This is a genomic window from Paraburkholderia sediminicola (genome assembly GCF_902859805.1).
In the GTDB taxonomy this organism is placed as follows: Bacteria; Pseudomonadota; Gammaproteobacteria; order Burkholderiales; family Burkholderiaceae; genus Paraburkholderia; species Paraburkholderia sediminicola.
Map to the genome: position 1 here is coordinate 1,239,184 of NZ_CADIKC010000001.1, position 23,032 is coordinate 1,262,215.

The 23,032-nt window shown below is 58.9% G+C and carries 20 protein-coding genes; 7 read left to right on the forward strand and 13 right to left on the reverse strand.

The window, feature by feature from the left end; genetic code table 11:
* Window positions 1-29 precede the first annotated feature (29 nt).
* Complete coding sequence (locus R8871_RS05505; RefSeq protein ID WP_175049401.1) at window positions 30-1,793, reverse strand: serine hydrolase; 1,764 nt, start codon at window positions 1,791-1,793, stop codon at window positions 30-32.
* Window positions 1,794-1,798: 5 nt separating this feature from the next.
* Between R8871_RS05505 and R8871_RS05510 the strand changes: the two genes are divergently transcribed.
* Together R8871_RS05510 and R8871_RS05515 are read left to right on the forward strand one after the other, a co-directional pair.
* Window positions 1,799-2,176, forward strand: coding sequence for a hypothetical protein (locus R8871_RS05510; RefSeq protein WP_175049402.1), 378 nt, complete (start codon window positions 1,799-1,801; stop codon window positions 2,174-2,176).
* Between the two features lie 263 nt (window positions 2,177-2,439).
* The gene (locus R8871_RS05515) at window positions 2,440-3,315 is read left to right on the forward strand and encodes a LysR family transcriptional regulator (protein WP_175049403.1); all 876 of its coding nucleotides are present in this window, start codon (window positions 2,440-2,442) and stop codon (window positions 3,313-3,315) included.
* A gap of 121 nt (window positions 3,316-3,436) precedes the next feature.
* On the opposite strand, the gene R8871_RS05520 is transcribed toward R8871_RS05515, so the two are convergent.
* On the reverse strand, window positions 3,437-3,883 hold the full coding sequence (locus tag R8871_RS05520) for a hypothetical protein (RefSeq protein ID WP_175049404.1): 447 nt from the start codon (window positions 3,881-3,883) through the stop codon (window positions 3,437-3,439).
* A 727-nt stretch (window positions 3,884-4,610) separates the two neighbouring features.
* Here R8871_RS05520 and R8871_RS05525 point away from each other — a divergent pair.
* A complete protein-coding gene (locus R8871_RS05525) occupies window positions 4,611-5,975 on the forward strand; it encodes an alpha/beta hydrolase family protein (protein WP_175049405.1) in 1,365 nt (454 codons plus the stop codon).
* A 690-nt stretch (window positions 5,976-6,665) separates the two neighbouring features.
* Here R8871_RS05525 and R8871_RS05530 read toward each other — a convergent pair.
* From R8871_RS05530 to R8871_RS05545, 4 genes are all read right to left on the reverse strand, one after another.
* Window positions 6,666-7,319: a hypothetical protein gene (locus tag R8871_RS05530; protein WP_175049406.1), complete on the reverse strand. Its 654-nt coding sequence runs from the start codon at window positions 7,317-7,319 to the stop codon at window positions 6,666-6,668.
* A 239-nt stretch (window positions 7,320-7,558) separates the two neighbouring features.
* Window positions 7,559-8,566 (reverse strand): trans-3-hydroxy-L-proline dehydratase, encoded by a 1,008-nt coding sequence (gene lhpH, locus R8871_RS05535; RefSeq protein ID WP_175049407.1) that lies wholly within the window; start codon window positions 8,564-8,566, stop codon window positions 7,559-7,561.
* Window positions 8,567-8,881: 315 nt separating this feature from the next.
* Window positions 8,882-9,835, reverse strand: a complete 954-nt coding sequence (locus R8871_RS05540) for a PDR/VanB family oxidoreductase (protein ID WP_175049408.1) — start codon at window positions 9,833-9,835, stop codon at window positions 8,882-8,884.
* Between the two features lies 1 nt (window position 9,836).
* A complete protein-coding gene (locus tag R8871_RS05545; RefSeq protein WP_175049409.1) occupies window positions 9,837-10,886 on the reverse strand; it encodes an aromatic ring-hydroxylating dioxygenase subunit alpha in 1,050 nt (349 codons plus the stop codon).
* A 100-nt stretch (window positions 10,887-10,986) separates the two neighbouring features.
* Here R8871_RS05545 and R8871_RS05550 point away from each other — a divergent pair, with 100 nt between their 5' ends.
* A complete protein-coding gene (locus tag R8871_RS05550; protein ID WP_175050010.1) occupies window positions 10,987-11,922 on the forward strand; it encodes a LysR family transcriptional regulator in 936 nt (311 codons plus the stop codon).
* A gap of 96 nt (window positions 11,923-12,018) precedes the next feature.
* Here the strand turns inward: R8871_RS05550 and R8871_RS05555 are convergent, their stop codons facing one another.
* Complete coding sequence (locus R8871_RS05555) at window positions 12,019-12,474, reverse strand: cupin domain-containing protein (protein ID WP_175049410.1); 456 nt, start codon at window positions 12,472-12,474, stop codon at window positions 12,019-12,021.
* Window positions 12,471-12,743, reverse strand: a complete 273-nt coding sequence (locus tag R8871_RS05560) for a DUF2164 domain-containing protein (protein WP_175049411.1) — start codon at window positions 12,741-12,743, stop codon at window positions 12,471-12,473. Before R8871_RS05560 ends, R8871_RS05555 begins: the two co-directional genes overlap by 4 nt.
* A gap of 395 nt (window positions 12,744-13,138) precedes the next feature.
* Between R8871_RS05560 and R8871_RS05565 the strand changes: the two genes are divergently transcribed.
* Together R8871_RS05565 and R8871_RS05570 are read left to right on the forward strand one after the other, a co-directional pair.
* A complete protein-coding gene (locus R8871_RS05565; protein WP_175049412.1) occupies window positions 13,139-13,984 on the forward strand; it encodes an MBL fold metallo-hydrolase in 846 nt (281 codons plus the stop codon).
* 246 nt (window positions 13,985-14,230) lie between these two features.
* Window positions 14,231-16,201, forward strand: coding sequence for an alkaline phosphatase family protein (locus R8871_RS05570; protein WP_175049413.1), 1,971 nt, complete (start codon window positions 14,231-14,233; stop codon window positions 16,199-16,201).
* Window positions 16,202-16,317: 116 nt separating this feature from the next.
* On the opposite strand, the gene R8871_RS05575 is transcribed toward R8871_RS05570, so the two are convergent.
* The 5 genes from R8871_RS05575 to R8871_RS05595 form a co-directional block, all read right to left on the reverse strand.
* Window positions 16,318-17,745: a purine-cytosine permease family protein gene (locus R8871_RS05575; RefSeq protein WP_175049414.1), complete on the reverse strand. Its 1,428-nt coding sequence runs from the start codon at window positions 17,743-17,745 to the stop codon at window positions 16,318-16,320.
* A gap of 251 nt (window positions 17,746-17,996) precedes the next feature.
* Window positions 17,997-19,157 (reverse strand): acetylornithine deacetylase, encoded by a 1,161-nt coding sequence (gene argE / locus R8871_RS05580; protein WP_175049415.1) that lies wholly within the window; start codon window positions 19,155-19,157, stop codon window positions 17,997-17,999.
* Window positions 19,150-19,827: a DUF1028 domain-containing protein gene (locus R8871_RS05585; RefSeq protein ID WP_175049416.1), complete on the reverse strand. Its 678-nt coding sequence runs from the start codon at window positions 19,825-19,827 to the stop codon at window positions 19,150-19,152. Before R8871_RS05585 ends, argE begins: the two co-directional genes overlap by 8 nt.
* A 10-nt stretch (window positions 19,828-19,837) precedes the next feature.
* A complete protein-coding gene (locus R8871_RS05590; protein WP_175049417.1) occupies window positions 19,838-20,275 on the reverse strand; it encodes a RidA family protein in 438 nt (145 codons plus the stop codon).
* Between the two features lie 53 nt (window positions 20,276-20,328).
* The gene (locus R8871_RS05595; protein WP_175049418.1) at window positions 20,329-21,687 is read right to left on the reverse strand and encodes a flavin-containing monooxygenase; all 1,359 of its coding nucleotides are present in this window, start codon (window positions 21,685-21,687) and stop codon (window positions 20,329-20,331) included.
* Between the two features lie 272 nt (window positions 21,688-21,959).
* Here R8871_RS05595 and R8871_RS05600 point away from each other — a divergent pair, with 272 nt between their 5' ends.
* Window positions 21,960-22,886, forward strand: a complete 927-nt coding sequence (locus tag R8871_RS05600) for a LysR family transcriptional regulator (protein WP_093646132.1) — start codon at window positions 21,960-21,962, stop codon at window positions 22,884-22,886.
* Window positions 22,887-23,032: the final 146 nt, after the last annotated feature.

Here is a 23,032-nt window from a genome sequence, read left to right on the forward strand (position 1 = left end):
ATCTGGACGTCTCCGCATCGGGCGCGTTGCTACTCATCGGCCGGATCGTCTTCCTCCATTGTGTCGATCGTGTCGTCATCCTCGGAACGCGTCAGGACAAACTCAGCAATCGCATCCCAGTGCCGCAACGCTTTGACGCGATCACCGTCCATTACAAACTCGAACGTCGTATCCGGGCTCAGGTAACTGCGGAACTGAAGGTCTTTGAACGGCACCAGAACTTCAGCAGGTCCGTTTGGAAAGCGCAGCGTGAGCTTCTGTCCACGGTTTAGCCGCACTACCGCTTTGATCCCAATCGCCGTTACGTAGGTACCCGTGATTTTGTCGATGACGGATTGGGGCACGGCATCGGGTACCCGCTTGAATACTGCGTCGGCTTGATCGAGCCAGATCACCACCCGATCGATGTCACCCAGCGAACTCGTCTGGAAGAGGACGGACCATGCGCCGTCGACTTCGTCATCAGGGGTGTCGAAACGATCGTAATGGAAATGGTTCAGCGGAAGAGAGATCTTGCGGAATGCCAACTGCAACTGATCATTCTCGAGCGAGATCGTCAATGGACCATACGCCGGGTGTTCGTATCGGCCGACATAGCCTGCCAGATCATGCGACGGGCATGTATTCGGTACGGGGTTCGGCACGACCCTTTGGCGAGCTTCCTGAAGGCTGCTCCTCGCCCGCCTGGTGAAGTCGAAGAGCCGTTGAGTCCAGTCCGTTGGCGGCAGACCCAGCAGACGGTCATAGATTTCATAGCCCACGGCGTTGCGCAGGATCGCGCAGTGGTCGCCGATAACAAAGACGTTTACGCCGATCTTCTCGTTCGGCAAATATGAAACTTGCGAATGGAATGCGCGAAGATCTCCACCGTGACTTGCCAACAGGTGTCCTCTGTACGACGCCGTTTGCCGACCCATGCCATAGATGCCATTCAGTTCCGGCGTGAATCCCAGAACTTCATTCATCGCATCAGGCAGTGCAACGCCCGGTGCCAGCGTTGCCTTGAGAATACGCCCGGGAATCACCTGCTTGCCGGCCACCCGGCCGTTGTTCATCAGCATCAGCAGCCAGCGCGACATATCATCCATTGTGGCGACAATGCTGCCTGCGGGACTTGACTCGTCGGTGTCCATGTACGGTGGCTGCCACAGTTCATCGCTGTCGCGCTTCTCCAGAAACGGCACCGCAGGTTCTGGTCGCGTGAGCATGTCAGCTACGGTGAATTCCGTGTCAGTCATGCCGAGCGGCGTAAGTATCTCGTCACGCACGAAGTGATCCCAGCGCTTCCCGCTCAGCAGTTCGATGATGTGACCGACCGCTTCGTACATCATGTTGTTGTAGATGAATTTCGAGCGCAGCGGCGCAGTCGGCTTCATGAAACGAATTCGCTCGAACAATTCCGCCTGCGAAAGGCGTGCTTCGTACCAGATCATGTCGTGCCGCGGTACGCCCGTCCGATGACTCAGCATATCGCGCAGCGTGACGGCTTCATCAAGCGCCTTGTCATAAAAGCGCAGGCTGGGGACAAATTCGCGGATCGGTCGATCAAAACCGAGCAGGCCACGATCGACGAGGAGGCCCGCCGCCACAGCCGTAAACAACTTCGTGTTCGATGCAATTGGAAACCACGTGGCGCCCGTATACGGCAGCTTGCTGGCGTGGTCGCGATACCCGTAACCCTTCGAGAAAACGACTTCGTCGTCCCTGGCGATGCTTACGCCGATGCCCGGCACGTTCCAGTCGCTTATCAGCGTCTCCATGAAACCGTCAAAATCACCCAGTTCTCTCAGCATCGAATTTGTCCTTTAACGGCAAGTTGATCGTCGGAAAACGTTTTTTGCGGCTTTCCAAAGCATTCGATATGAAACCGATGGAGATTGTGAAGCAGAAAGGGGAAGTAAAGCAGAGTTGCCTGACACATGACTTTCATACGTCAAAGCAGGCAGTCATCCATATTACTGAACTGGTCCGTCGTTCGGGAGACGCCGCGCCGTTCATTTACGAGTCTTTTGGCGCTTTAGATGCGTTCGGCATAAATCCGAAGCCCCAAGGAAAATGCTTCCAGCAAGCGCTTTCACATCTTGATGCCGATGAAGTCTGGACCGTTGATGCTTTTCAGCGCGGCCACCGTTTGCGAGAGACGACGGCGAAGCTCACCGCGATCGCGCCCGTCTGAACCTGCCGATCGTCTGCCGAAGATACCCCGGCAAAGCGCGGGCGACGCGGGCGGCGCTCCCTATCAACTAAAGCATCCGGCGCAGGTTCAGGATCGTCGGCGTGGTCAGCAACCGGGACCTCTGTGCGACCCAGCCAGTGTGGGTGACGCTTAGGGCTTGTAGAGGTCATGGGTAATCGCTTGTGAGAAGACATACCCGTATTGAACAACTCGACCATCGATTAGTAAAATGAATGATTCGATCAATACGATAACGATGCGGAATGGAACTCAAACTGCTGAGAACGTTTTTGTCGGTCGTCGAACTGCGTCATTTCGGGCGTGCGGCGGACGCTCTGCACATGAGTCAGCCGGCATTGAGCAAACAGGTCGGCGCGCTGGAGGGGAGTCTGGGCGCGAAACTGTTCGAGCGGGGTCGACATGGCGCGGAACTGACGCAGTTCGGGGAAATTTTCCTGCCCGATGCGCAAGCACTCGTCCACGATGCGGACGAGATCCTCGCGCGTGCACGAGAGGCAGGCAGCGGCAGGCGTGGGCATTTGCGGATCGGCATTTGCCTGTCCGTGCTGACGATCGCGCCGCAAATCATTGCCGACTTCCGTCAGCAATATCCGGGCATTGCCGTCGCGTTGAGCGACCTGTCTTCCGCTGAGCAAACTCGCCGCCTTCTGGCGGGGAAGCTGGATGTGGGCTTCATGCGTGCGCCCTCGGTCGACCGCCTCTCGTCGCTTCCTGTGATGGAGGAGACACTGGCACTGGCGTTACCCCCACGCCTCGAGAAAGTGCGTATTCCCTCCGATTTTGGCAAGCTGAATGAAATAGGCTTCCTGGCCTTGCGGCGTGCGCGTGGACTCGGCCTCGCTGCTCAAGTCGAAAGCTGGTGTCGCGAACAGGGCTTCGTACCAAACGTGACGCAACAGGCTGATGATGTGCAGTCTGTCCTGGCATCTGTCGCTGCTGGAGTCGGCGTCGCGTTCGTTCCCTCGCGTGCGCAATATCTTCTTCGGGACGCTACCGTCCTGCCGCTTCGCGGAAAGCACGCGAAGTGGCGTGTAGGACTTGTGTGGGCGAATGCGCAGAAGAATCCGGTTACTTCACGGTTTGTCTCGTTTGTGCGCGCTGCGTTGAAAGGCGTCTGATTCTTCTTTTCGGCGACAACATACCTGAAAGGCGAGTCGTAGTCGGCGTGACAACGATTCGGACGCACCACGCTACTACTCGCCCGCCCTTCTTGATTGCCTGGTGCTGCGCGACGACGGGTTACTGCACCGTGTCGGCTCTTAACTCAGCAGCACTTTTCTCTGCCGGGCTTTGGCGTTGCGGCACATTTTCGGTGGCTATCGGTTCGCCTGCTCGTTGCAACACTTCTTCTGCAAGCAGGTCCGCTGCGTGGCGGGCCGTGATGCGGCTTTGCGGAACACCCTTCGCATCGAGCGCAATCACCTTGTACAACTCGCGGTCGCATTCGAGTTCCTGCTGATACTGCTCAGCCGTGTCCACCAGCAATTCAAGAAGCGTCTGACGACGTCGTCTTTCCTCAAGCGTGACGGAAGGATTCCTACATATCGAGGACGCAAGTGTGATCAAGGTATCCAGTTGAGCCAGGTGCCGGTCGCATAAATCGAAGGCGGACAGGGCAAGCTTTTCGTACTGGGTTGCGTCGACAGGCGGACGTGAAGCGGGTTGATTTTTGTTGAACTTGCTCATGGTGCGATCTCCCTGTTACTTCTAGGATCGCCCGACACTCGCTGGAAACGTGGGTGAGCGGGCACGAAGTAGGGTTGACAGACCGGTGTTCTAACGAGCCGGCGAGCCTTGCGGCTCCCCCACCACGGCCCGCCCATAGGAATATAGACGTGCAGCAGCAGACGCACTCCCGCGTGAGCGGGTGTGCGGTTAGAACAATCAGGCTGTCAAACCTGGCCGCCGGGTGTTTCCCGACGACTTGGTAATTATAAGGGAGACCACCGAGGTTGCCTTCAACCTTGTAGGCCAAATGTTTGATTTGACCGAACGGACAAGGGGGAGATAGGACGATAGAGCGAATGTTCACGGCAAAACACTGTTACCAACCGATAAATCAGCCCGCGTTACAACAGACGTTCAAACACACGTCATGAACGTCCATTCCTGGCCGATCACTGCCTGACGGCGACCGGCAGTACGCGACCCCGAGCCCGTTTGCAACGGCAAGCCGAACGGCGGCTGATCCAGCGTTTTCGGACACTCGTATCGGCACTCGTGTGACAGCGGGGCGCGCGCAGACCAAAGACATATACGGTCAACTTTTAAAGTTTTTTGTGTGATGTGCCGTTGACCACGACGTACCGACGTGTTGCCATAAGGTCAACCCGCAGCGAACTTCCTAACAAAAAAAGAATAGATGCCGCTACGACTAAAGTTTTCGCTTTCCTTTCTTTCGAGTGCTTTCGTTTTGCTTGCCGCGCTGCCGCAGGCCACATGGTCGGCAGACCGCAATACAGCCGAACCGGAGGCGCCGCTGAATGAAAAAATCGTGCGCGTACCCGTTCAATCGTCGCCGTTAGTCACACTGGAAGTGACGGTGTATATGCCCGCACACTCTGCGGGCGGTGGCCCCTTTCCGCTTGCGCTCATCAATCATGGTGCGTCCCACGATCCGATGAACGCGCCGCGCGTGGCCGATCAATTCATACCGTGGTACTTCCTCTCGCGAGGCTACGCTGTCGCCATGCCGATGCAGCGCGGCTACGCACAGTCCTGGGGCCATCTCACACCGCACGGCTGCGACGTAATTGCCATCGGCAACGATGCTGCCAAGGACATTCGCAAGGTGCTCGATTATGTGAAAGACATCAGGGGCATTGACGCGAGGCAGATCGTTGTCGCGGGCAAGAGCATGGGCGGGTGGGATACGCTTGCATTCGGTGCACAGAATCCTGCGGACGTGAAGGGAATGCTCAATTTCGCTGGTGGCGTGAAAGAGTCCGATTGCAGCAAGCCCGACGAAAGCCTGATTATGGCTGCCGGTGAACTTGGCTCGCACACGCGCTTGCCATCGATCTGGTTTTACGGCGACAACGACCAGACTTTCTCCAGTGCAACGTGGAAAGGCATGTATGCCCACTACACTGCCGCGGGCGGCCACGCGCAACTGGTGGACTATGGTGACTTCCAGAAGGATGCTCACGCCATGACGGCCTCAGGTGCGGGGCTTCCGCTATGGATTGCAAAGGCCGACGCCTTTCTGGCGAGCATTGGCATGCCGGGCAACGAAGTCAATCCTGAGTACCTTCCTCGTCCTGCGCTGAAGGCCAGCGGCTATGCGAGCATCAACGACTTCAGTGCGGTGCCCTATCTCAATGCACGGCAGAAAACTGCAGTCTATGCGAGCTATTTGGCGGCGCCGCCCCCTAAAGCCATTGCAATCGGCAGCACGAACGGCATGTGGGCTTCCGGTGGTTTCGATCCTGCGCGCAGCGCGATGCAGCAGTGCTGGAAGGTCTCGCAGTATTGCCAGCTCTACGCGGTCGACAATACTGTGGTGTGGCCGCGTCAGGAGTCAGCTCCGCCCCGTACGGATTTTGCATCACTTCAGGACGTCAACGCGGTGCCCTGGTTACACGCCGATGGGCGACAGGCCTACACGCATTATCTAACTACGACACGACCGCGGGCATTTGCGATCGCACGCGATGGCGGGTGGGGGCAGGCGTCCGGGATTGATGCGATCAACGCGGCTTTGGTGCAGTGTGCAAACGGTCATCAGGAATGCCGCGTTTATTCGGTCGACAGTGATGTTGTATGGGCCACAAAGTAGTTTGCGCATTCACCAGCGCAAGTCAACGAGCTAACCGCCGGTAGCTCGTTCCGTTTTGATCCCAACGCAGCGCTTGAATCAGAATCCTTGCCACGTAAAGGACTCTCCCGATTGAACGTCGACGCCTATCGGGCCGGCCTGTGAGTGGTGACTGAACACGATCGCGCGTGAGTGTGCCCCAGACAACCTTAAGAAAGTAAGAATTGCATCGCGCTGCCGCTTGCCACGATAAGGAGAAATCTTCATCTTCTGTTCGTCTGATCGCACGATTACCACGTCGTTATGTTTAATAAGTCTCTCGATCTCATCGAATCTGAACGATGCCACGTTGACCCCCATTAGCTGCAATCAGCCACATGAATGATCGCTATATCGGTCATCGCTCCAATCGGCTTGAGCAGTCGAAAGTTGCCGTAATGATGTTCTCCGAGGGAATATTCGAACGATCCCAATCGCTTCGTTACGTCCGCGATAGGGTCGGCTGAAATACAGCCGCTGATCTGTCAGGTGATGCCCAATTGAGCAGGCGATTGTCCCGTGTAACTCCCCCAATAGCGGTCATTCCACAGCGCTCAACTGTAGAAGGCGACACCAATTCGCTTGCTTCGGGCGCCTTACACCAGGCGCCGGAGCGCCGTGCTCAAGTACCGTGAGACTGCATGCAGCAGCACGTGCTGCCGAAAAAATCAGTTACTTGGGCGGCGGCAACGAAGGATCGAGCTTCGCCGATTCCTTGACGAGCTGATCCGTCATCGCGGCCGCGACCGGATTCGAGCCCTTGCCAGGCTTGGAGCTATTTTGGTCCGTGGCGGCGCGAGCGGCCGACATATCCGGCGGAGGCAACGAAGGATCGAGCTTCGCCGACTCCCTGACCAGTTCGTCCGTTTCCGGCGTCGCGCCTCGAGTCGTTGTCGCGCGATGGTCCAGACCGTCTCGTTCACGCGGGGCGCGCTGCGCCGGAACCACCTTCGGTGTACCCGAGTCCTGCACGTTCACCGACGCGACTGCCGTCGACGGCGCCTGCTTCGGTTGCACGGTGACTTGCGCAGCGGCCGGATTGGATGCGGGCGCTACGGCCACAGCAGGAGCAGGAGCCACCGGCTCCTGCGTGATGCCAGTGCTCTTTGTGATCGCGCCGGACGGCTTCGATTGATCGATGCTGCCTTCCGTCACTTGATCGCCTGCGCGCGAATCGGCGGCGGCAGGGTGTGCGGACTCGTGCATGGCGGCCGTGACTTCGGCCATTGAGCGGCGGTCCGCCTGAAGGAGCATCAGGTACGAGATCCCTGCTGCTACGAGCAGGAGCCCCCCAACAATCATCAAAATCTTTCGGGTGTTCATCATGCTTTCTGACCGATCCTGCAAACGACGTGAACTGGTCATGGTAAACCATTGATCAGGTTATTCGTCAGACGAATAACGTCAATGGCGGATCTGACGAGCAGGAATTGGCCAGCGAGATCCAGAGAATTGTCCGGAAGACCGCAACTGGCCGAGGAAGATGTAACGATCTTGACCCCGCAGTAGTCCGACTCCTCCTGGACGGGCATCAGCAGGTACGTGCCAACGTGAGCGAGCACCGCTCAACGCACCAGGAATCCATACTTGAGCGGATCCCGCTCGTCGATGATCCAGTTGGCGAATCCACAAACGTGGGCTGAGCCTTCGATCTCGGGAATCACGGCGGGGAATTCGCCAAGCTGCGTTTCACCGACAACACGCGCACGAAACACCGTGCCGATGATCGATTCATTCACGAGTACGTCGTCCCGACCAATCTCACCACGCAGATACAGTTGCGCCACGCGGCCTGCGGTGCCCGAACCCGTCGGAGAGCGGTCCACTTCCCGGTCCGCGAAAATGCAGCAGTTCGCCTGGGTGGATTCGGGAAATCTTGGCGCGCCATGAATGATCGTGCCGTAGATATGGTTGATTTCCGGAATCTGCGGATGCACAAGCGGAAACGCGCGATTGGCGGCGATCTTCACTTCCGCGCCGAATTGCTTGAGCACGTCGACCGACGACTCACGAATCGCGAGACCGTGCGGTGCGCCGTCGGTGTAGAAATAAAACGCCCCCCCGAACGCGATATCGCCCGTCACCGTTCCGTACGTCGGCGTCTCGACGCTCACGTCGCGCTTGTAAATGAACGATGGCACGTTAATGAATCGCACACCGTTGGCGTGCATGCCATCCCACTTGACGAATGCTTCGATGAAACCACACGGTGCGTCGATGCCAACCCGCGTCTCGGGCGACTCGCGCTGCACCCAGCCGAGCTCCACCGCGGCGGTTGCCAGTGCGATCACGCCATGTCCACAGTGGTCGCTATATCCTTCGTTATGCAGGAAGATGACACCGAAGTCAGCCGTGGGTGAAACGGGCGGCGTGAGATACCCCCCGTACATGTCCGCGTGCCCACGCGGTTCAAACATCAGGGCCTGGCGAATATTGTCCGCATGTTCGCGTACCCAGGCACGGCGCTCCACGATCGAGTTGCCCTGCAGGCGGGGAAGACCTGACGTAACGATCCGGAACGGCTCACCGCCGGTATGAACCTCGACGGTACTGATTGTGCGACTGACCTGCATATCCTTATATCCTCCACGTGATGTCTGCGCGCCACTACGAACGCCATGCGACGTGCGTTATGCTGCCACGGGATCGAGCAGTTGTCCTGCCTGTTTGAAGCGCCCCCGCCGCCTTGATCGTTATCGGGAATCCGAGTGGTGGCAGCAGGGTTAGTGCCATGAGTCGTGGTCCTTGACTGGGCGGATGGTAGCGGGAGTATGCACTTCTTGATCCACGCAGCTGGAACCGCACGAAATCTGCAGAAAGTGTTCGTTTCGTGATCACGTGTCGAAGATCGCGACGCTGTACGTAGCAGCGAGGTAGATGTGCAGGAACTAAAGGTCGATCACCAGTTCGTCAGATTTTGCGCGCGACACGCAGATCATCAGCGAATTGCTGGACATCTGTTCGTGTTCACTCAACACATAGTCGCGGTGCTCGACTTCGCCCGATAACACCCCCACCTCGCAGCTGCGGCACAATCCTTCCCGGCAGGAAAACGGTGGGCAGACGCCGTGACGTTCGAGGCTCTCCAGAATCGACTCGTTGCGTTCGACCACGCATCGCATTCCGAGCCTCGCAAGCACGATCGTGAACACCCGCTCGCTCTTATCGGCGACTTGCACAGGCGATGCGGTAAACCGCTCGAAATGCAGATTCTCGCGCGGTATGCCGGACTGCTGGCCGTGATGCGATACGGCGTCCATCAGTCCACCCGGTCCGCAACAATAGACGTGCTCGCCAGGCTTTACGTCACCGATCAAAGTCTGAATGTCAGGCACCCCGCTGCCTGATTCGTCGTTGACGTGCAAATGAACCTCGCCACCGAAAGCGCACAATTCGTCGAGGTATGCCGCGCACATCCGCGAGCGCACGCAGTAGTGCAATTGCCAGGGTACGCCATGGCGGACGCACCATCGGATCATGCTAAGGATAGGCGTGATGCCTATACCGCCTGCAATGAAACGATGAGATGTCGCCTCGCGCGACAGACCGAACAACGTGCGAGGTTCACTGATCGTAAGCATGTCACCCTCGCGAAGCGACTTGTGCAGATAACTCGATCCACCGCGCGACGTCGCGGAAAGCCCGACGCCCAGACGATAACGATCCGTTTCTGACGCATCGTTGCAGAGCGAATATTGTCGCGTGAGGCCGCCAGCCAGATGGACATCGATATGTGCGCCGGGCTCGAAAGGGACAAGCGTCGCGCCGTCTGCAGCCCGCAACTCGATGCCTAGTATTCCTTCCGCCTCACGCGTCAGTTGCGTCACTTTCACCTGAATCATCTCAGGCTCCTCGCACTGCTTCCGGCATCTGCCGTTTCTCTTCTTCAAGCCGTTGATTGACTGTCCAGCGAAACTGGGACAGTGCAGCGTCGATGCCGAACGGCATCATCCTGAACCCAGGATCCAGTGCAAGATTCCTCTGCTGCGCAGTGATGATGTCGCGGTCCTCGTCGAATGCATCGACAACCGCCTGATGGATCGCTCGCGTGACGTCGGGCTGATCGATTGCAAAGTTGTGCGGATGGCCGAAGAAGTAGTGCGTGGAGTTTTCCGTTTCGGGCGTGAGCGCCTGGCAGCCACGGAATTCCGCCGCGTCGACACGCGCACCTTCTTGTGCGCCGGTACCGACCGGCGCCATGCCGGAATCCATTCGCAGAATCGCTGGAATCGTGAAGTCGTAGAAATTCCAACGGTCGACCTTGCCAGGCCAGTTCTTGACGGCGGCGGCGAACGGAGGCGCATCCGTATTCAACGTCCAGCGCGTGATGCGAACGCCGCCGTCAATCCGCTCAACCTTGGGCTGTACCTTTGCATAGTCTTCGGGGCCGCCGAGCGTGGTGGGATGCACGAATGGAAGATGCGAGAAGTCCAGCAGGTTGTCGCAGATCAGCAGGTAGTTCACGTTGTAGTGAATGTAACCGGGCAAGCTGCGCCACTGCGGATCGTCAAGCCAATGGGTGTCAGGAATCGTCTCTGGGTCGGCGAGCGAAGAGTCGCCCATCCAGATCCAGATCCACTGGTGCCGCTCGACAACCGGGAATGTTCGAACCTTCGCCTGCGGCGGAATGCGCTGTTGAGCAGGCGCTTCAACGCAGGTTCCGGTGCTGTCGAATTTCAGACCGTGATACATGCAGCGGACGCAATCGCCCTCGCGCCGGCCAACCGACAGCGGCGCGCCGCGATGACAGCAACGATCCTCGAGCGCAACAACACCGCCGCCTTCCTCGCGATACAGCAGAACCGGGATACCGGTAATGACGCGAGCGAACAGCGCTTCGCTTTCCACCTCATGCGACCAGGCGGCTACATACCAGGTGTTTCTGATAAACATCCTTGTCTCCATCATGTGGGCGCGGCCTATCGTTGGCACGCTTGACCTCAAGATAGATTCGGCACCATCATGCGTCAAGTCAATGGGACTAATGCAAGGAATGCACGCCGTGCATATACGTGATCTCGATCTGAATCTGCTCGTGGTGTTCGATGCGCTGCTTCGCGAACGCAGCGTGACGCGAGCGGCATCCGAAGTGGGGCTGTCACAGGGGGCTATGAGCCACGCGTTGAATCGCCTGCGGGCGTTCTTTGAGGACCCGCTGTTCGTCAAGACGCCATCGGGCATGGAGCCGACGCCGAAAGCCGCCATGCTTGGCGTTTCGATCGTTGAAATCATGACGACCTTGCGTCAGGACGTCGTCTCGCAGGCGCGTTTCGATCCTTCAACAGCGCGGCGCACCTTCGTTCTTTGCATGACGGACATGGGCGAACTGGTATTTCTGCCACCACTTATCCGGCGGTTGCGAGAGGAAGCGCCGAACTGCACGCTGCGATCCGTGCAAGTTCCAATCGAGCAAATCGAGGGATTGCTTGCGTCTGGAGACGTGGATCTCGCGCTGGGGTCGATCCGTGCCGCGCCTGATGATCTCTACCAGCAACAACTCTTCTTGCACTCTTTCGTGACGATGGTGAGCGTGCGAAACAAGGACGTCGGCGAATCGATTACGCGTGAACAGTTCGAAACGATGCCGCAGATTGTCGTTTCCCTGACTGGGCGCGCGGGCGCCGCTTACGACAGTGCGTTCGACGAGTACGGCATCCATCGAAATGTTTATCTGACGACACCGCATTTCCTCGTCGTGCCGCTATTGATCGACGAACATCCTGAACTGATCGCCACGGTGCCGCTGGAGCTTGGGAATGTCTTCGCCAAGCTCGGGACCGTTAAGATTGTTCCGCCGCCGGTGCCGCTTCCACCGTTTGCGCTTCGCCAACTCTGGCATCCCCGATTTCACGACGAGCCAGCGAACATCTGGCTTCGACAGCTTATCAAGCGCACGTTTGAGCACTATCCCGACTTACCGGCCAGATAGTGGCTGGTTGGGGACACAGGTATTCCTAGTTATTGCTGACACCGGATTGACTGCAGATATGTTGTACCGGTGAATTTGTGAACATCTCCGGATGGGCTACCCGTCCTGATCCACGAAGACCTTGTTGACACCGGCCTTGTACAGCCGCTTGCCCTGCTTTGGATAATCACACACATCGTGTTCCGGCCGGTCGCCCGCAACGATGTAAACCAAAGGTACGTCGCCTGTGTTGAGCATCGTGTGTGCGGCACCGCCACGCTGGAACCCCATGAAATCGCCAGGACCAATTGGATACGTGCAGTCGCCAACAGTTGCAGCGCCGATGCCCGAAAGAATGTAGACGCATTCTTCCGCATAGAGATGCCGGTGATATTCGGTCGATTCGTGTCCCGGCATCAACGTCATCAGATGGAAACCGAGTTGCGTCAATCCCGTCGCGTCGCCAAGCGACCTCTTCAGGCGGACGGCATTCTCGTTCAAAGGATGGACGGAACGCTCCGGGTCCATCGCCGCGATGTCAGCGGCTGTCAGCAGTTCACGTGTCTTGTTCATCGTCTTTTCACGCTCCCCTCATACTTTTTCCAGTATTGAAACTCTTCTTCATGCACCTCGAAATCAAGCTCCGAGACGCGCTGCAGGAGTCGCTCTTGCGCGTCAGCCACGGCGTTGTTGTAGATACTCGGGCCGATTTCTTCCAGGAAGAAGCCGAGGAGCGCGCCAGCAGCGATGTTGCCGATAGGCTCCTCCATATTCTTCTCGAAGTACCGCTGAATGGATGCAATCGCATCGGCTCGAACTTCTTTGGTCAATTCAATTGTCATGGAAGCTGTACCCGTCAAAGTTTCCGTTAAACGCAATGACTGAACCGTCTGCGCGACTCCCTGTGTACTCAACCAACAGTTCACCGCTTGATAGCCGCACGTGATTTCAAATATTACGCAATCGGTTCGGCGCTATCCAGTGCCGGTCTTCGGTGCGTAAGAACCAATAGCAGAATCAATGCAGTGCTCGACACGCATTGTCGATGATCCGGAAAATCGTGTCGAACGACTGAAATCGACCGGCCTAACGCGCTGGTGCTAGCAAAAACCTCGCTGCCAGCGAAACGAATCCAGAACGCGTGTCGTCGTAAGGGCAAACCGAACGCACCTCGATTCCCAATCGCGCAAAGGTGCTATCTTTGAACCGTCTACCCAATATCAACCGGGAGCACGCCATGGCGGAGGATAAAGATGACGTCGACGATCATTGGCAAGTAAGCGCAGCTTGCTTCAACTGCGGCGCGGTTCGAACGGCCGCTCCCAATCTGTTCATCGAGCGAAACGGCGCTTCGGCGTTCGCCCACCAGCCCGCCAGTGAACAGGAAATAGAAGATGCGTGGCGAGGCGTGCTCCTCTGTCCGGCGGCTGCCGTTCGGGCGCCAAAAGGTTTGAAGATGCCGACAGGCCTCTTCCCGCAAGCCTTGACTCCCGGCGTGTGGCGGCTCGGGTATAACGCCCGCTCCTCGTACGGCGCTCACAGCTACATCACGCTCGCAGGTGGCCTGCGTCTGATGATCGACGGGCCGCGCTGGTCCGGCCACCTCGAGCGCTGGATCGCAGAAGCCGGCGGATTGGATCATATCCTGCTGACCCACCGCGACGATGTTGCGGACGCCGGCCTCTATGCGAAGCGCTTTGGCGCGCGCGTCTGGATCCATGCAAACGACGCCGACGGCGCGCCATTTGCCACTGACGTAATCACCGGTGATCTGGCGCATGAGATGTTGCCGGGCGTTCGGGTCATTCCGATGGCGGGACATACACGGGGAAGCGTCATGTTCCTCGTCAACCACGCCCTTTTTTCTGGGGACTCACTGCGTTGGGATTTTCGCGGGCACGCTCTGCACGCCTTTCGAGACGCCTGCTGGTACGACTGGCCCACCCAACTCCGCTCCCTCGAGCGCCTTGTTCACGAAAGCTTCAGTAGCGTGTTCGCAGGACATGGCGGAAGTATCGTTCTGGATGCTCCGACTATGCAAAGCGAACTGCGAGCATTTCTCGATACGACAAAGGCGGACTGAGGCCTTTCCCGTAGGTTGATCGCAGTGCCACTGCTGTGCGCGGGCGAACTATGCAATGTGGATCGCATTGAAAGTAATTCGTTAGAAGATCCACACGCCGTCGACTTTTTTCTGTCCTTGTATTGTCATTCCCTCCCGATAATTTCTTCCCGTCGTAACGCTTTGTAATAGAGGCCGCATCCCCACGCAGGGAGCTGCCCGTCGTTTCCACACGCCACATTACCGCTTGCTCGTCCGAGTAACGTCATGGAGGCGTTCGTGAACAAAATTGCCAATGTAATTAGTACACCAATATTTCGAGGAAGCCTGCTTTGCGGCGCCGTTTCAGTCGCGCTTGCCGCGGCTATCTGGCCGACCGTCGCGCAAAGCCAGCAGCAGGCCGCGATAGCGGCTGCGACAGTGAACACGGCGTCGCCGATCAAGCATGTCATTGTGGTGGTCGGAGAGAACCGCACGTTCGATCACGTATTTGGCGCTTACACACCACGCCAGGGACAGACGGTGGCGAACCTGCTGTCGAAGGGCATCATCACGGCCGACGGCCAACCAGGTCCGAACTTCGCGCTGGCCGCGCAATATACGGCCAGCGCCACGGACCCGAACCGCTTCGAGATGGCGCCTGGCGGCAAGCAGCCGTATCCGGTGCTGCCGGCGCCAAATACCGGCTCTACCGCAAGCACACCGAGCGATACCAGTCCGCCGCCGTTCGCCACGCTCGCAGCGGCGCAGGCCGCCGAGGGCACGATGATAGAACCTTGGGACGTCGTGCATTTAACCACTGGCGCGACCGGCTTGCCGACGCATAGCGTCGATACGCGCTTCGGCTCGAACACGTATAACCTGCCGAACGGACCGTATCAGATCTCGCGCGTCGGTCCCAACTATGACCAGTACATCAACAGCCCGGTGCACCGCTTCTACCAGAATTGGCAGGAGGCCGATTGCAGTCTCGATCACGCTACGCTCGATAATCCAAGCGGCTGTCAGATGGATCTGTTCGCCTGGGTGGAGACGTCGGTGGGTGCCGGTTCGAACGGCCAGCCGCGGCCCGCGAACTTCAACGACGAGACGACCGGAGAAGGCGCGACCGCGCTCGGCTACTACAACGTGAATACCGGCGACATGCCGTATTTCACGCATCTCGCGCGCGAGTTCACGATCAGCGACAACTATCATCAACCGGTAATGGGCGGCACCGGCGCTAACAGCATCATGATCGGCACCGCAGATGCGCTCTACTACACGGACGGCAACGGCAATGCCACGAAGCCGCCGCCGGATCAAATCGAAAACCCGCTGCCACTGGCGAACACCAACAACTGGTACAAGCAGGACGGCTATTCGGGCGGCACGTACAGCAACTGCTCGGACGGTCATCAGCCCGGCGCCGGCGCACTGCGGCAGTATCTGAACCGCCTGCCGTACAAGCCGGACGCGAAGTGCGCGCCGAACACGTATTACCTGCTGAACAACTACAACCCGGGCTACAACGGGGACGGCACGGTCAATACGAGTACGTTCACGATCCCGCCGTCGCCGGTGCGAACGATCGCCGATACGCTGATCGAGAAGAACATCTCGTGGAAGTACTACGGCGAAGGTTGGAATACGTTTGTGACGACGCCAGCCACGAGTGTCTACTGCAATATCTGCAACCCGTTCCTGTATGAAACCGCGATCATGACGAACCCCGCACTCGTCAAGGCGCATCTGCAGGACACGACCGATCTGTACGCGGACATTGCAAACGGCACGCTGCCCGCGGTTTCGTTCGTGAAACCGGGCGGTCTGCTCGACGGGCATCCGGAGTCGTCCAAGTTCGGACTCTTCGAATCGTTCGTGCACAAGCTGGTCGACACAGTGCAGCGTGACCCGAGCCTGTGGGCTTCCACCGCGATCCTGGTCACGACCGACGAAGGCGGCGGCTACTACGACTCAGGCTACATCCAGCCGCTCGACTTTTTCGGCGACGGCCCGCGCATTCCGATGATCGTGGTATCGCCCTACTCGCGCGGTGGCCGTGTCGTGCATCAGTACGCAGATCACGCGTCGATCGTGAAGTTCATCGACCGCAACTGGCATCTCAAGCCAATCACGCAAAGAAGCCGCGACAACCTGCCGAATCCGATCCAATTGCAGACGCATCCGTACGTGCCGGTCAATGCGCCCGCAATCGACGATCTGTTCGACTCGTTCGAGTTTCCACGCACGCCGTAACGGTGTGACATGGACGGCAGAGCCGGAACGGCTCTGCCGATTTCGAGGATTGCGCCGTGCGATCGGTGATTACTTGCCAACCGTGTCGCCGCTCCGACGCAGAAGAAGTCCAGCGGTCATGACTGTCTCGCCGGACCACGCGTAACACCGGCGCCGGACTGTCTACGCCGATAGTCGGTGTCCCGCGACGCGAGCCAGTAATACAGCGGCGAAGTCAGAACCAACCCGATCACCCACGAGAGATCTGCACCGTCGAGATACTTCGGCACGGGGCCCGTATACATCGGCGTGCTCATGAACGGAATCTGCACAACGATGCCGATTCCATAGGCAATCAGCGCCTGCGGATTGAAGCGGCCGTAGATTCCGCCGTCCACCTGAAAGATCGACTGGATGTCATATTTCCCCTTGTGGATCACATAGAAGTCGATCAGGTTAATCGCGGTCCACGGCACCAGCACGACCAGCAACGCGAGCACGAGATCGACCAGATTGCCGACGAAATTCGTCGAAGCGCCGATCGCTCCATAGCAGGATGCGAGGAGAATCGCAGCCGACAGCACCGCACGCGCCTTCGCCGTGGGAATCCAGCGATAGGCGAATGTTTGCAGCGAGGTGATGGCCGCGAGCACCGCGCCGTAAAGATTCAGCGCGTTATGGCTGATCACGCTCAGCAGGAAGAGAACGAGCATCGGCAGCCCGAGCGGTCCGGTGGCCTGCTTGACGGCGTCCATCGCGTCGGCGCCGGGCGGCACCGCGAGCACGGCTACCGCGCCGAAGACAAACGCGAGCGTCGAGCCAATCGTGCAGCCGAGGTAGGTCGCCCAGAATGTCGACGCAACGCGCACGTTCTGCGGCAGATAGCGCGAATAGTCGGACACGTACGGAGCGAACGCAATTTGCCAGAGCGCCGACAGCGAAACGGTCGCGAGCCAGCCGGCGAAGTTGAATCCGCCACGCGTCAGGAAATCGCCTGTGGAGATATGCGTGAGGATATAGCCGAAACCAATGAAAATGCCGATTCCGAGCACCCAGGTTCCGATGCGATTCAAAATATGAATGAGCCGGTAACCGATGACTCCGATCAACCCCGATCCCATCGCGCCGATCACGATGCCGACAGGAACCGGGATGCCATGTTCGATACCATGAAGAGACTTCCCGGCAAGCACGATATTGGACGCGAAGAAGCCTACATACATTACGCCTGCGATCACGGTGACGAGCAACGCGCCCCATGAACCGAATTGCGCGCGGCTTTGAATCATCTGCGGGATGCCCATTTGCGGGCCTTGCGCCGAGTGCAACGCCATCAGCACGCCACCCACGGCTTGACCGACGATGATCGCGACAATGCCCCACAGCAAGTTCAAGTGGAATATCTGCACGCCAAGCGCGCCTGTGACGATAGGCAATGGCGCGATGTTGCCGCCGAACCAAAGCGTGAACAGGTCACGCACCTTGCCATGGCGATCTTCTGGCGGCACGTAGCCAATGGTGTGTTTTTCGATCAACGGCGAAGCGTCGCGTTCGGAAGTATTCATGTTTGTCTCCAGTGTCGACAGGACTTAGCGCTTTAGCTGTCGACCAGAGTTCGCGCTTTAGCGCGTTACTCTGGCCCCATGCAAAGCGCTTACTCCTGTCCCATGCTCTGCGCCTCATGCGTAATCAGGCGTGTTCGGTCTACCGAATCGCCATGCCTGGCATTCGAAAGTATTTGGGCTTCGTGGTCTTGCTGATCATCTGACTTTGGCGCGAGACAGTGGTCTCGCTAATTGAGGACGCACACGTCTCACTACGCGGCCGACATGTAATCTCCCAACCGAGCCAGCATCGCGTCGCACTTATGCAATTGCTCGACGGTGACGAATTCGTCCGGCTTATGCCCCTGGTCCATGCTGCCGGGTCCACAGACCACCGTTGGAATGCCCGCCTGATCGAAAAGCCCGCCCTCGGTGCCGAATGCGACCGTGCCAAACTCAACTGAACCGCTCAGCAGCGCCAAAAGACGCGCCGCTTCGCTGTCGGGCGAGGTGGCCAATCCCGGATAGGCCGAAAGCGGCTGAAGACGGATGTCGGTGTCTGACTGCACTGCGCGCATCTTCGGCAACAACTCGGCCTGGGCGTAGGTCAGCAACTCATCCGCTACCTGGTTTGCGTCGAAGCCAGGCAGCGCGCGCACTTCGAAGTCGAACTCGCATTCGGCTGGCACGATGTTGAGCGCGCGGCCGCCTTTGATCACGCCCGTCTGCACGGTCGAGAAGGGCGGATCGAATCGCTCGTCGTGATGCTCGGGCTGCGCCAACTGCTCGCCGATCTCTTCAAGACGGCCGATCATCCGCGCCGCGTATTGAATGGCGTTAACGCCATACGGCGCGTAGGCCGAATGGCAAGGCGCGCCTTTCACCTGACAGCGCATCGCCAGCTTGCCCTTGTGGCCCAGCACCGGCTTAAGCTCGGTCGGCTCGCCGATCAGGCACAGGGCCGGCTTGTGCGCACGTCGCTCCAGCTCCGCCAGCATCGGCCGCACGCCGAGGCAGCCGACTTCCTCGTCGTACGAAAAAGCGAGGTGCACCGGCAGCTTCAGCTCGCGCTCGAGAAACCCGGGCACCGCCGCCAGCACCGAAGCGATGAAACCCTTCATGTCGGCCGTGCCACGGCCATACAGCCGCCCGTCGCGTTCGGTAAGACGGAATGGATCGACGGTCCACGCCTGGCCATCGACAGGCACCACGTCGGTATGGCCCGACAGCACGATACCGCCGTGCCCACGCGGACCGATAGTCGCGAACAGATTCGCCTTGGTTCGCTCGGCGTTGTAGAACAACTCGCTTTCGACATCGAGTTCCTCCAGGTAAGCCCGAATGAATTCGATCATGTCCAGATTGGAGTCCCGGCTGACCGTGGCAAAGCCGATCAACCGTTCGAGCAGTGCCCGGCTGGATCGATCATTCATTGCCGGGCACTCCGTAGCTGGGCGCGGCGGTCGGATTCAAGGCCCGGGTCAAGTAGTCCTGCATCTGCGGCCGGTACGCCTGCCATAGACCGTCGAGATGGTCGATGGGGTCGTCATCGATCCAATCGACCCGCAAATCGACGATCGGCCAGCTCACGTCGCCCACAATCTTCAGCGCCGCTGAATGCACGGGCCCCGCTTCGCCGCCGGCCGCGATCGCGGCATGCATGGCCGCGAGCAGGCGATCGGCCAGCGTGCCGGATGCCTGTTCGAACGCTGGAAGCATTGCCTCGATCACCTCAATGCCGGCGAGCATGTTGCCTGCGGCTACGCACTGCTTGCCGGCGACAGCGTGATACGTGCCCAACGCTTCCTTGCCGCTGAAGAACGCCGTGCGGCCCTGGCCATCGATCACGGTCACCTGTCGATACTCGCTCCACTCGCTCGCGCCAAGCACACGGTCCAATGCGGCGGCGGGATCGAGTTGCCCGTTCTCCAGGAGATCGAGAATCTGCGGGCCGAGTGCGGGCAGCGTGACGTTCTGCGTCGCCACCGCGCCCACGCCTGCGCGCAACCATGGGCATCGCGCACCCACCGCGATGCTGGACGAACTGATCGCGATGCCAAGCTGCCCGGATTCCGGACAACGTCCGACAATAGAGAATGTCATGTCCCGCTCCTTAGGCCGCCGGCGGCGTCCATCCATCCGGAATGACCGCGATAACGTCGATTTCCATCAACCACTGCGGCTGACCCAACGCGACCACCACCAGGCCGGTCGAAATAGGAAACACGCCCTTCAACCACTTGCCGACTTCCTGATAGACCGGCTCGCGGTAGCGGATATCGGTCAGGAACGTCGTGGTCTTAACGATGTGAGACAGGTCGCTACCGGCTTCTTCGAGCAACTGCTTGACGTTCTTCATCGCCTGCTCGGCCTGAGCGCGTGGATCACCAATGCCGATCAGGCGGCCTTCGAAATCCGTGCCCACCTGGCCGCGTACATAGACCGTATTGCCGGCGCGTACGGCCTGACAAAGATCGTTGTCGAGCGTCTGGTTCGGATACGTATCCTTCGTGTTGAACATGCGGATACGGGTATGCGTAGGTTGGCTCATCAATGCACCTTAATGTAGGAGGAAATGGATCGCGGATTAAAGAGGCGTACGCATCAATTCACGCCCATCTCGCTGACTTTGTGGATGCGTGAACCGGTCGCGGTGTTTTCGACGCTTTCAATGTGTTCCTCGCCGCGGCCTGGTGCCTGACCTTGCGAGTCGTCGTAATAAGCCAGGTATTTACGCTGCGTAACGATGTGATCGGCAATGTGCTTCGCGTCGTGCCACACGCCCCAGATGAATGCGGAGCCTCGGCGTGATAGCCAGGGCAGGCCAATGAAATAGATGCCAGGTTCCTTCGATACGCCGCGCTGATGTTTCGGCTTACCCTTTTCATCGAAGGCGTTGACGTTCAACCAGCTGAAATCGACTGCATATCCGGTCGCCCAGACAATCGATGTCACGCCGGCTTTCGCCAGATCGAGATCGTGCAACGGGTGCGTCACGCATTCCGGATCCGCGGGAATGACGCGGGCTTCAGGCTCTTCGGGAAGATCGAGACCGTTACGCTCGGCGTACGCGTCGGCCGCGTCCAGCAGCGACAGATAGTTTTCGTCGCCGCGCGCGATGTTCTCCGCAAGATCGGCTTCAAAGGTCACCACGCCGTCATCGAACGATTTCGTGAGACCCACGAGCGTGATGCCCTGGTTCGCGAGACGCCGGAAGTCCACCGTATGGCCGCCACGCGAACCGCTCACCGCGATGGTGACGTGCTCCCTGCCAGGCTTCATGACCTCTGCATCCCATTCGCCGAGCACGCCGAGCCACCAGCAGAAGTCGCGGCCGCGATAGGCACGCGGCGGACGATCGTGCGCTCCGACCGACAGATAGACGCGCTTGCCCGCGCGCTGCAATTCGTCGGCGATCTGCACGCCTGACGATCCGGCCCCCACCACCAGCACGCCCCCTTCCGGCAATTGGCCGGGGTTGCGATAGTCGGCGGAATGAAGCTGCGTAAGAGTCGAATCTTGCGGCGCAATCGGCGGAATAACGGGGCGCTGGAAAGGTCCCGTCGCGACCACCACGCGATTGGCCTCGATCGTGCCCTCTGATGTTTCGATGGTGAAGCCTTGGCGCCCCGCATTGCGTACGACCTTCTTCACTTCCACGCCGGTGCGGATCGGCGCTTCAAACTTCTGCGCATAAGCGACGAAGTAGTCAGCGACCTGCTCCTTCGACGCGAATGCGTTGGGGTCAAAGTCGGCGAACTCGAGATTGGGGAAACGATCGTGCCAGGCGGGACCATTGGCAACCAGTGAATCCCAGCGTCCCGTGCGCCAGCGCTCGGCGATACGAGCACGTTCCAGTACGAGATGCGGCACGCCAAGCTTGCTCAAATGTTCGCTCATGGCGACGCCGGCCTGGCCGGCGCCGACTACGAGCGTGTCGATTGACGTTGTTTCCACTGTCATAGCTGTGTCCTTCTGAAAAGGCGGAATGTTTCGATTCGATCGCGGTGTCATGGCGGAGCGGCCTGCGAACGCTCGCGATCGTGACGGACCCGGCAGAGTTTTCCGACAGCGCGTCGCCGCCGGGTCCGTTCGTCTTTCGTGAAAATCTACGCGCCCCATCAGAATCTGAAAAATATATTTAAAAAATGCATAGCATCGGATTTACCTATGCAAGCCTTTTTGACCGCTTCACAATGCCGCCCATTGAGGACTTTGAACACGGAGCGTTGTCGATGGAGAGTCAACCGTTGCGCTATTCGTTGCGCCAGTTGCGCTATTTCGTGGTCACCGCGGAAGCGCTGTCTTTCACCGCCGCCGCGAAGCGCCTGCACATCTCGCAGCCGTCGATCTCGACGGCGCTCGCGGATCTCGAGGTGTCGTTCGGTGTGCAACTCTTCATACGGCATCACGCGAGCGGTCTCTCGCTCACGCAGGCCGGTCGCGATCTGCTCGGGCAAGCGCGCAATCTGCTGAAGATTGCAGAGGAATTGCAGACGACCGCGAAGGAAATGGACGGCGGCATGACGGGCGTCATCACGCTCGGCTGCCTCGTCTCGCTTGCGCCGCCGCTCATGCCGCGGTTGATCAGCCGATTCGTCGACGAGCACGCGGGTATCTCGTTTCGCACTGTCGAGGCGCATCAGGACGGCCTCTTGCGCGGCCTGCACGACGGTTCACTCGACATTGCGCTCACCTACAGCCTCGATTTGACAGAGGAAATCGCCTTCACGCCGCTGCTCTCGCTGCCGCCTTATGCAATCCTGCCGAGAACGCATCGTCTGGCACGCGCGCGCAAGGTATCGCTCGCGGATCTCTTGCCCGAGCCTTACGTGATGCTCGACCTGCCGCACAGCCGCGAGTATTTCGCCGCACTCTTCGACGCGGTGGGCAGCCGCCCCGTGCCCGCGTTCCGTTCGTCGCAGCCGGAAGTCGTACGCGGCATGGTGGCCAACGGTCTCGGCTATAGCCTCCTGAACTTTCCACTCAAATCGAACCGCACCGTGGATGGCGAAGAGTTCGTCATTAAGCGTTTCAAAGACAACGTCAACGCAACCATGCTCGGCATCGCGCAATCGCGCACCATGAAGCCGCGCCAGGTCGTCCATCGCTTCACGTCGTTCTGCGAGACCTATATCCGGCGCCTGCATATCGACGCATGATCCGGAAAGCGCGATCGTCTGCTTTAAGCGTGCGTGCGCTGCATAGGCAAAAGCTTTGCTTTGTATCTAAAAACAATATTTTGGCTTGCAATTTGGCTTGATAGATTGGTGTCCATGTTGAGCGCTACGCCGTAAAGCCTTGCGTT